Annotated in this window: 6 protein-coding genes; 4 read left to right on the top strand and 2 right to left on the bottom strand. The window is 67.0% G+C overall.

The genetic code is table 11. From position 1 onward, the window contains the following. A partial coding sequence (locus tag ACY3GB_RS19335; protein ID WP_463090160.1) for a LysR substrate-binding domain-containing protein occupies positions 1-349 on the top strand: 349 nt, incomplete at its 5' end. Between the two features lie 37 nt (positions 350-386). Here the strand turns inward: ACY3GB_RS19335 and rlmB are convergent. After that, positions 387-1,136 (bottom strand): 23S rRNA (guanosine(2251)-2'-O)-methyltransferase RlmB, encoded by a 750-nt coding sequence (gene rlmB / locus ACY3GB_RS19330; RefSeq protein ID WP_046157559.1) that lies wholly within the window; start codon positions 1,134-1,136, stop codon positions 387-389. 78 nt (positions 1,137-1,214) lie between these two features. Then, entirely contained in the window at positions 1,215-4,469 is a 3,255-nt protein-coding gene (locus ACY3GB_RS19325) for a sensor domain-containing protein (RefSeq protein ID WP_463090159.1), read from the bottom strand. Between the two features lie 288 nt (positions 4,470-4,757). Between ACY3GB_RS19325 and mfd the strand changes: the two genes are divergently transcribed. The 3 genes from mfd (at position 4,758) to ACY3GB_RS19310 (ending at position 10,493) form a co-directional block, all read left to right on the top strand. After that, positions 4,758-8,144 (top strand): transcription-repair coupling factor, encoded by a 3,387-nt coding sequence (gene mfd, locus ACY3GB_RS19320; protein ID WP_463090158.1) that lies wholly within the window; start codon positions 4,758-4,760, stop codon positions 8,142-8,144. A 762-nt stretch (positions 8,145-8,906) separates the two neighbouring features. Beyond that, positions 8,907-9,539, top strand: coding sequence for a Clp protease ClpP (locus tag ACY3GB_RS19315; protein ID WP_463090157.1), 633 nt, complete (start codon positions 8,907-8,909; stop codon positions 9,537-9,539). 168 nt (positions 9,540-9,707) lie between these two features. Beyond that, a complete protein-coding gene (locus ACY3GB_RS19310; RefSeq protein WP_463090156.1) occupies positions 9,708-10,493 on the top strand; it encodes a substrate-binding periplasmic protein in 786 nt (261 codons plus the stop codon). Positions 10,494-10,526 lie beyond the last annotated feature (33 nt).

Raw genomic sequence — 10,526 nt, 5'->3', positions numbered from 1 at the left:
GCGGCTGGCCGACATCGCCGACCAGCCGCTGGTGCTGTATCCGGACGACTTCACCCTCAGCCGCCGCGTCGGCGACGCCTTCCGCGAGCTGGGCAAAACGCCCAACATCGTCGGCCGCAGCGCGCACTGGGACTTCATCGTCGAGCTGGTGGCCGCCAACCTGGGCGTCACCCTGCTGCCGCGCAGCATCGTAGAGCGGCTGGACCGCCAGCTGTTCGACGTGGTGCCGCTATACGACAACAAGCTGTACTGGCACCTGGCGCTGATCTGGCAGCGCGGCGGCTATCTGTCCCACGCCGCCCGCGCCTGGCTGGCGCTGACGCGGGAGACGCTGGGCGGGCAGGATTGAAAAAGGCCGCTGGCGCGGCCTTTTCTGCGAGGGGCGATCAGCCCTGCGTCTTCAGCACCCGCTGGCGGCGGCTTTCCGACAGCACCATGCCGGACGACACCGACACGTTGAGGCTTTCCACGCTGCCGAACATCGGGATGGACACCAGCACGTCGCAGTGCTCGCGCGTCAGGCGGCGCATGCCCTCGCCCTCGGCGCCCATCACCCAGGCCAGCGGGCCGGAGGCGTCGAAGTGGTAAAGGTCGGTATCGGCTTCCATCGTGGTGCCGGCGATCCACACCCCCGCGTCCTTCAGGTCGCGCAGCGTGCGCGCCAGATTGGTGACGGTGATGTAGGGCACCACCTCGGCCGCGCCGCAGGCCACCTTGGACACGGTGGCGTTCAGCGTGGCGGAGCGGTCCTTGGGGGCGATGACGGCGTGCGCGCCCATCGCGTCGGCGACGCGCAGGCAGGCCCCCAGGTTGTGCGGATCGGTAACGCCGTCCAGGATCAGCAAGAGCGGCGGCTCGGACAGGTTTTCCAGCACGTCGTCCAGGTCCACGTAGTTCATGCTGGCGTCTATCATCGCCACCACGCCCTGGTGGCGGGCGTTGCCGCTCATGCTGTCCAGACGCTCCTTGTCGACGATGTGCAGCTTGACGTTCTCCGCGCCGGCCTTGTCCAGCACCGCCTTGGCGCGGGCGTCGTGGCGGCCGCCGGCCAGCCAGATTTCCAGCAGGCTTTTCGGGTTCTGCCACAGGCGGGCGTTGATGGCGTGGAAGCCGTGGATCAGGCGTTTGTTGCTCATGGCGGGGAGGTCTCGAATTCTCAATTCCCGCCATTGTAGCCGCAAGCCGTCCACCGGCCCAGCCTCGGCGCGCGTCGGCTAGGCCGGCTCGGCCTCGCGCCGCCAGCCGGCGGCGAGCTTGGCGAACGCGTCCGCCGGCAACGGGCGGCTGAAATGGTAGCCCTGCAGCACCTGGCAGCCCTTGCCCTCCAGGAACACCGCCTGCGCTTCGTTCTCCACGCCTTCGGCCACCACCTGGAACTTCAGCTTCTTGGCCATCGCCAGGATGGCCTCGGCGATGGCGGCGTTGTCGTCGTCGTCCGGCAGCCCCTCGACGAAAGACTGGTCTATCTTCAGCGTGTCCAGCGGGAAGCGCTTCAGGTGGGACAGCGACGAATAGCCGGTGCCGAAGTCGTCGATGGACAGCCACACGCCCAGCGACTTCAATTCCGACAGCAGGCTCACCGCCTCGGTCGGGCTCTGCATGATCATGCTCTCGGTGATTTCCAGCTCCAGCCGCCCGGCGGCGAGACCGGCGGCCTGCAGCGCGCCCGCCACCTTGGCCGGCAGCGACGGCTGGCCGAACTGGCGCGGCGACAGGTTCACCGCCAGCCGCGGCACCCGCAGCCCCTGCGCGTCCCAGGCCGCCAGCTGGCGGCAGGCTTCGCGCAGCACCCAGTCGCCTATCGGCTTGATCAGCCCGGTTTCCTCGGCCAGCGCGATGAAGCGCGCCGGCGGCACCAGGCCCAGCTGCGGATGGCGCCAGCGCAGCAGCGCCTCGGCCCCGGCCAGCGCCCGGCTGCCCGCGCTCAGCTGCGGCTGGTAGTGCAGCTCGAACTCGTGGCGCTCCAGCGCCATGCGCAGGCCGTTCTCCAGCAGCAGGCGCTCGAAAGTCTGGGTGTTCATGCCGACATCGAAGAACTGGTAGGTGTTCTTGCCCGCTTCCTTGGCGCGGTACATCGCCACGTCGGCGTTCTTCAGCAGCGTGCGCGCGTCGCGGCCGTCGTGCGGAAACACGCTGATGCCTATGCTGCCGGTGATGAACACCTCGTGCGCCTCCAGGCACAGCGGCTTGCCCAGCGCCGCCAGGATGGCCGACGCCATGTCGGCCAATTGGTGGTGGCTGTCGAAACCGCTCATCAGCAGCGTGAACTCGTCGCCGCCCAGGCGCGCCAGCAGGCCGCGCTCGCCCACCACGCGCGACAGGCGGATGGCGATCTCGCACAGCAGCTGGTCGCCCACCTGGTGGCCGAAGGAGTCGTTGATCAGCTTGAAGCGGTCCAGATCGATGAACATCACCGCCAGCCGGCCATCCTCGCCGTCCATCCGCGTCAGCGCCTCGTCCAGGCTGGCGGTGAGGCTGCTGCGGTTGGGCAGCCGGGTCAGCGGATCGTGGTTGGCCAGGAACTGCAGCCGGTCCTCGGCCTCCTTGCGCTGGGTGATGTCGGAGAACACCGCGACGTAGTTGCACAGCACGCCGTCCTCGTCGCGCAGCGCGGAGATGGACAGCTCGGCCGGATACCACTGGCCGCCCTTGCGGCGGTCCAGCATCTCGCCCTGCCAGTGGCCGCAATCGGCCAGCGCCTGCTGCATCGCCGCGCGCGCCTGCTGCTCGATGTTGAAAATGCGCGAGGCCTTGCCCAGCGCCTCTTCCTCGGCGTAGCCGGTGATGCGGGAGAACGCGTCGTTGACGGCGATGATGCGCGCGCCGGCGTCCAGGATCAGGATGCCCTCGGCCGAGTTTTCGAACACCTTGGCGGCCAGCCTGAGATTGGTGTCGGCCAGCAGGCGCTCGGAGATGTCCATCACCACGCCTATCACCGCCTTGCGGCCGTTCAGCTCGAACAGGCGGCTGTGCACCTCCATGTCCACCAGCACGCCGTCCTTGCGCAGGCCGCGGGTGGAGTAATGCATCACCGCGATATTGTCGCGGAAGCGGCGCAGCAGTTGCTGCCGCAGCCGCTCGGCCTCGCCGGGCACCAGGATCTGGCCCATGGTCATGCCGGCCATCTCCTCCGGCTGGTAGCCCATGATCTCGGCCAGCTTGGGATTCACGTAGGCCAGCTTCTCGTCCTGCATGATGTAGATGCCGACCAGCGACTGCTCGACCAGCGCCAGGTACCGGTCCTCGGCCTCGCGCTTGGCCTTTTGCTCGCGCCGGGACTGGGTGATGTCGGTGTCCACGCTGCCGACGCCGGCCGGCCGGCCGTCGGCGTCGAACAGGGGAAACTTGGACGCCAGCAGATAGGTTTCCACGCCGTTGAACGCGAAATGCTCGTCGAACTGCCGCGGCGACAGCAGGTTCAGCACCTGCTGGTCCTGCTCGCGTATCTGCCGCGCGTCCTCGAGATCGAACACATCCTCCGGCCGCTTCCCCAGCAGCGACTCCGCCGACATGCCGACGCGGCGCGCGTAGGCGGCGTTCACCAGCAGGTAGCGGCCGTCCATGTCCTTCAGCGACATCATCGTCGGACTGTGGTTGACCAGCGACTCGATGCGGGCGCGGAACGCGCGCAGCGCCTCGCCGTCGGCGCGGTGGCCGTCCATCAGGATGCCCACCAGCAAGCCGGACACGTTCAAGGCCAGCGCCAGCAAAAGATCAGTCGCCGCGTCGCCCATGCCCACGCGCACCAGGCCGGCCGGCGGCAGCGCCGCCAGCGACAACAGCAGCGACGCCATGCCGGATGTCAGCGCCGCGCCGCCTGGGCCGGTGCGGCAGGCCGCCCACAGGATCAGCGGGAAGAACAGCAGCTGGCTGGGCACGCCCGGCGGCTCGCCGGCGGCCAGCAACAGGCCCACGCCGCCGGCCGACAGCAGCAGGATCAACGCCAGCTCCAGCCGCAACGGCACCGGCAGCGGACGCAGCGGCGGTCGGGCCAGCGGCGCGCAGAGGAACAGCGCCGACGCCAGCGCCGCCCAGCATTGCCAGGCCCACGACCACGGATGGCCGGCCAACCCGCCGGCCGCCCAGTCATAACCGCCCAGCAACAGGGTCGCCGCCAGCGCCGGATAAAACAACGCCAGCAGCAGGTGGCGCAGCTGCTGCGGCGTGCGCGGCCGCTCCAGGCCGCCCAGCAGGCCGCCCAGGCGCAGGCCCGGCCGGATCAGGCACAGCGACGCCGCCATCAGCAAGGCCCATGGCGGCGGCATCCACGCCGCCGCGGCCATGCCTGCGGCCAATGGCCACCACCAAGCGCGACTCGGCTCGCGCGCCAGCAACTGCCAGCACAACAGGCCGTGCGGCGCGAAACTCGCCAGGGACAATGCCGCGTGCGGACCGCGCGGCCACAAGGCCACGCTGGCGACAAAGCCCAGGAACACCAGCAACTCCTCCACCCTAGGTGTGGTTCTCACGCTACCATCCTTCTCCACTGTCGTCCGGTTGACCGGATCTTGCTCCATCCCGACTCTGCGACCCTGGGCGGTTTCAGAGGCATGGCTATTATTTTTTCTGATATCTGATTAGCATTGAAAGCCAATTTTCTTCATGCAAAATTAAAACTGGCTTGAAACAAACGCATACGATAGCCGGGAATCCAGACGCCGGCTAGAGCCGGCCGCAGGCAAAGCCTTAAGCCTGCCCGGCGCACTGTTATAATCGCGACAAGCACAACCCCGCACAGAAGCCAGATCAAGTTGGATATGCTCCCGACCCTGCCGCCCGCCGGCCAGAAAACCCGATGCGGCCGCCTGCCAGACGGCCTGGACAGCCATGCCATCGCCGCGCTCGCCAAGCTGCGCCGCCCATTGCTGGTTCTCGCCGCCGACGCCCAGGCAGCCCAGCGGCTGAAAGCCGAGTTGCCGTTCTTCGCGCCCGACCTTTCCATCGCGCTGTTCCCCGATTGGGAAACGCTGCCCTACGACCATTTCTCGCCGCACGGCGACCTGGTCAGCGAACGCCTGGCCACGCTGTGGCAGATCCGCCAGCGCGAATGCCAGGTGGTGATCGCGCCGGTCAGCACCGCGCTGGGGCGGCTGGCGCCGGTAAGCTACCTGCTGGGCCGGACGTTTTTCCTGAAGACCGGCCAGCAGCTGGACGTGGAAAAACTGCGCGGCGACATGGTGTCCGCCGGCTATCAGCACGTCACCCAGGTGATGGCGCCGGGCGAGTTCTCGGTGCGCGGCAGCCTGATCGACCTCTACCCGATGGGTTCGCCGCTGCCGTACCGGATCGACCTGTTCGACGCCGAGATCGACAGCCTGAAGACTTTCGACCCCGACACCCAGCGCACGCTGTACCCGGTGCCCGAGGTGCGGCTGCTGCCGGCGCGCGAATACCCGGCGGACGAAAGCGGCGTCACCGCCTTCCGCCAGCGCTACCGCGAAAAGATGGAAGGCGATCCGAGCAGGAGCCGCGTCTACAAGGACGTGTCGCAGGGCTTGTGGCCGGCCGGCATCGAGTACTACCTGCCGCTGTTCTTCGACGAAACCGCGACGCTGTTCGACTACGTCGGCGACGACGCGCTGGTGGTGCAGCACCACGACGTGCAGGCGGCGGCGGAAACCTTCTGGCGCGACGCGCAAAGCCGCTACGAGATGGCGCGCGGCGACGTCGACCGTCCGGTGCTGGCGCCGGCCGACATCTTCCTGCGGCCGGACGAGCTGATGGCGAGGCTCAAGCCCTACTCGCGCATCGAATTCTCCGGCGACGGCGAAACCGGCGCCGCGCTGCCGGAGCTGGCGGTGGACCGCCGCGCCGACGCGCCGCTGCACAAGCTGCAAGCCTTCATCGCCTCCGGCGGCAAGCGCATCCTGCTGGCGGCGGAAAGCCTGGGCCGGCGCGAAACCATGCTGGCCTTCCTGGCCGAAAACGGCATCAAGCCGACGCCGGTAGACAGCTGGGCCGATTTCGCCGGCGGCAAGGCCGCGCTGGCGCTGGCCGTCGCCCCGCTCTACTCCGGCTTCGCGCTGGCCGATCCGGCCATCGCCGTGGTGACCGAAAGCGAGCTGTACCAGCATGTCGCCCGCGGCCACACCCGCCGCAAAGCCAGCCGCGCCGGCTCCGACGCCATGCTGCGCGACCTGGCCGAGGTCAAGGCCGGCGACCCGGTGGTGCACGAGGCGCACGGCATCGGCCGCTACGTCGGCCTGGTGACCATGGACCTGGGCGAGGGCGAGACCGAGCTGATGCAGCTGGAGTACGCCGACGGCGCCACGCTGTACGTGCCGGTGTCGCAGCTGCAGCTGATCTCCCGCTACGCCGGCGGCGCCACCGACGACATCCAGCTGCACAAGCTGGGCAACCCGGCCTGGGAAAAGGCCAAGAAGCGGGCCGCCGAGAAGGCGCGCGACACCGCGGCCGAGCTGCTGAACCTGTACGCCCAGCGCGCGGCGCGCGAGGGCCACAGCTTTACGCTGTCCCACGCCGACTACGCCGCCTTCGCCGCCGGCTTCGGCTTCGAGGAGACGCCGGACCAGGCCACCGCCATCGAGGCGGTGATCCAGGACATGTGCTCCGGCAAGCCGATGGACCGGCTGGTTTGCGGCGACGTCGGCTTCGGCAAGACCGAAGTGGCGCTGCGCGCCGCCTTCGTCGCGGTGATGGGCGGCAAGCAGGTGGCGGTGCTGGTGCCCACCACCCTATTGGCCGAGCAGCATTTCCAGAACTTCTCCGACCGCTTCGCCGACTGGCCGGTGCGCATCGCCGAACTGTCGCGCTTCCGTAGCGGCAAGGAAACCAAGCAAGCCTTGCAGGGCCTCGCCGACGGCGGCGTCGACATCGTCATCGGCACCCACAAGCTGGTGCAGCCGGACGTGGAGTTCAAGAATCTGGGCCTGGTGATCATCGACGAGGAGCACCGCTTCGGCGTGCGGCAGAAAGAGCAACTGAAGCGGCTGCGCGCGAATGTGGACGTGCTGACGCTGACGGCGACGCCCATCCCGCGCACGCTGTCGATGGCGTTGGAAGGCCTGCGCGACTTCTCCGCCATCGCCACCGCCCCCAGCCGCCGGCTGGCGGTGAAGACTTTCGTCAGCCCCCTCTCCAACGGCGTGATCCGCGAAGCGGTGCTGCGCGAGCTGAAGCGCGGCGGCCAGGTGTTCTTCCTGCACAACGAAGTCGACACCATAGAAAACATGCGGGAAAAGCTGGCCGAGCTGATCCCCGAGGCGCGCATCGGCGTCGCCCACGGCCAGCTGCGCGAGCGCGAGCTGGAACAGGTGATGCGCGACTTCCTGCAGCAGCGCTTCAATCTGCTGCTGTGCTCCACCATCATCGAAACCGGCATCGACATCCCCAACGCCAACACCATCCTGATCAACCGCGCCGACAAGTTCGGCCTGGCGCAGCTGCACCAGCTGCGCGGCCGAGTCGGCCGCAGCCATCACCAGGCCTACGCCTACCTGCTGACGCCGGACGGCATGACCCGCGACGCGCAGAAGCGGCTGGAGGCGATCCAGCTGTCCGGCGAGCTGGGCGCGGGCTTTTACCTGGCGATGCACGATCTGGAAATCCGCGGCGCCGGCGAAGTGCTGGGCGAAGGCCAATCCGGCGAAATGCAGGAAGTGGGTTTCAGCCTGTTCACCGAGATGCTGAAGCAGGCGGTGCGCGATCTGAAAAAGGGACGCGCGCCGGATCTGGACGCGCCCTTGGGCGTCACCACCGAGATCAATCTGCACAGCCCGGCGCTGCTGCCCGACGCTTACTGCCCGGACGTGCACGAGCGGCTGCTGATCTACAAGCGCCTGGCCAGCTGCGAGACCGAGGCCGAAATCGACGACATCCACGAAGAGCTGATCGACCGCTTCGGCCTGCCGCCGCAGAGCGTGAAGACGCTGATCGAAAGCCACCGCCTGCGCCTGGTGGCCAAGGAGCTGGGGGTGCAGAAGCTGGACGCCAGCGAGGTGGCGGTGCAGATCGCCTTCATCAAGAACCCGCCTATCGATCCGGTGAAGATCATCATGCTGATCCAGAGCAAGAAGAATTACCGCTTGGCCGGGCAGGACAAGCTGCGCATCGAGCAGGCGCTGCCGGAAGTGGCGCAGCGGATCGTGAAGGTGAAGGAAGTGTTGAAGGAGTTGAGCGCGTAGGCGCGCTGATCGTCCTCCTCCATGTAATAAACGGCCGACTCGATTGAGTGGGCCGTTTTCATGTAAGCCGTTTTATATTGATGCTCTTTTGGGGGAATCCGCTGCGCGGATAATAATTTAGATACCGGTTCCGCCCGGCGGACGGGTGAGGGGGCTGCGCGGCCAGCCCCCTCACAACCCCAGGCCGCCCCAACAGCGCTGCGAAACCCCGGTTTCAAATCCATTTTCAAGGAGCCGCCGAAACTAGCCGCGCGCTAACGTCGCGCGGCGTCGAACAAATCGGCGGCTTAATACCTTGAAAATGAATATGAAACCGGCTTGCGCTGATGGGGACGATGGCGCATCGAATACGTTCGACTTCCAACACTCACGCTCATTACTCGCCTTGCTTGGCTTTTCCCCACATTTACAGCCGTAGAACCAATCCGATTTGCCACACTTCCCCATCCGCGCAAGCCGGCTTGCAAGCCATCTCCGGGGTTTTAAGCTGCCGGCTGTTCGACGCGGGGCGACGGTAGCACCCCGCTAGTTCCGGCAGCTCCCCGGAGATGGCTTGGAAGACGGGGTTTCGCCGCGCTGTTGGGGTCGCCTAGGGGTGTCGGGGAGCTGGCGAGACAGCTCCCTGACCTGCCCGGCGGGCAGCCCCGCCATGCAAATCATCATCCGCGCAGCGGACTCCTCAAGCGCTCGACTTGGACCAACCCAAAGCAAGCCCCCCGCTCCGGGACTAGATTGGAAAGACAAGCACAACAAGGAGCCGCCATGCCGCGCCGCAACGCCGAAACGGGCGACGAGGACGACAAGCCCGTCCCGCTATACCGCCAGTACGAAACCCAGGGCACGGTGCGGCAGATATCGTTTTATCTGTCCGACGAGATCGGCGCCGCCATCCACTACACCGACCTCTTGTACACGCTGCGCACCGCCAGCAGCACCGACATCGTCTACCTGCACCTGAACACCCCCGGCGGCAATTTCGACGCCGGCCTGCAGATCATCAACAACATCACCGCCAGCCAAGCCCACGTGGTCACCATTCTGGAAGCGCGGGCGTATTCGATGGGCGCGCTGATCTTTCTCGCCGGCGACGAGCTGGTGGTGCACGACACCTGCCAGCTGATGTTCCACAACTATTCGTCGGCGCTGATCGGCAAAGGCAATGAGCAGCAGGCGCAGGTGGCCGCCAGCGGCAAGTGGTTCGAAAAAGTGATGCGCCACGTCTGCCGTCCCTTCCTCACCGACGAGGAGTTGGACCGGATTCTGAAAGGCGAGGACATCTGGCTGGACAGCGACAGCATCCGCCGCCGGCTGAACAACATCCAGAAGGGCGCGCCGGCGGTGGCGGCGCGCAAATCAACCAAAAGCGAAGCCAAGCCGGCGCAGAAATCCGGCTAGGAGGCGGCTTGCCTTGCCGGATCGCTGGCCGATACTCAGGGCATGCCGGTCCGGCCCCGTGTTGATGGGCGATTTCCCGACGACAGTCTGAGCCGCGCGGCGGCGCGCGGCCCCGCCCGCAACGGGGAGTCGCCGCTCCAAGGAATCGTCTCCCAGCCGCGGAAAGGATTGCCTCTGAAACCGCTTTTCCCTATCGCCGCGCTCTTGCTCTGCGGGCTGCTGGCCTCGCCGGCGCAGGCATCGGGCCGCGAGCTGCGGGTGGTTTTTTCCTCCGGCCGGCCGCCCTTTTCCTTCCATGACGCCAAGCTGGGCGACACCGGCATCGAGGTGGACCTGATGCGCGCGGCGCTGCAACGGCTGGGCTATTCGATGAAAACGGCGATCGTTCCCAACTCGAGGCTGCTGCTGGCTGTCGCCGGCGGCCAGGCCGACATCGCTTCGGCGGTGCACGAGCATGGTCCCGACGGCAAAGGCGTGTACTTCTCGGATGGTTTCATCGAATACCGCAATATCGCCATCGGCAAGCGCGAGCGGCGGCTGAACATCCGCTCGCAGCAGGATCTGGCAAGGCATAGCTTCGCCATCTGGCAGCACGGCTGGCGCGACCTCGGCCCCGCCTTCCAAGCCGCTTACCAGCCCGACTCGTCCGGCCGCTTCCGCCGCAATTATCACGAAACCGCCAGCCAGGAAAACCAGTGCCGGATGTTCTGGGCCGATCGCGTGGAGCTGCTGATCATCGATCGGACCGTATTCAGCTGGTTTCGCGACAAGCTGGCCAGCAGCCTGCCCACCGGCGCGGCCGTGGCCTATTACGACATCTTTCCGCAAACCACCGTTTTCCCCGCCGCCTTCCGCGACAAAGCGCTGCGCGACCGCTTCAACCAGGCGCTGCGGCAGTTGCGCCAGAGCGGCGACTATCAGCGCATCCTGGCCCGCTACCGGCTAGATGGCTGAGCCGCCCGCTCAATGCCAATGTAATTGATGGCG

Source organism: Chromobacterium sp. Ag138 (assembly GCF_055181315.1).
This window is presented reverse-complemented; position numbering and strand designations above follow the sequence as displayed.

What these genes read in the sequence shown, in the direction of transcription:
- rlmB (WP_046157559.1), bottom strand. Translation starts at nt 1,136, where the DNA reads ATGAGCAACAAACGCCTGATCCACGGCTTCCACGCCATCAACGCCCGC.
- mfd (WP_463090158.1), top strand. Translation starts at nt 4,758, where the DNA reads ATGCTCCCGACCCTGCCGCCCGCCGGCCAGAAAACCCGATGCGGCCGC.
- ACY3GB_RS19315 (WP_463090157.1), top strand. Translation starts at nt 8,907, where the DNA reads ATGCCGCGCCGCAACGCCGAAACGGGCGACGAGGACGACAAGCCCGTC.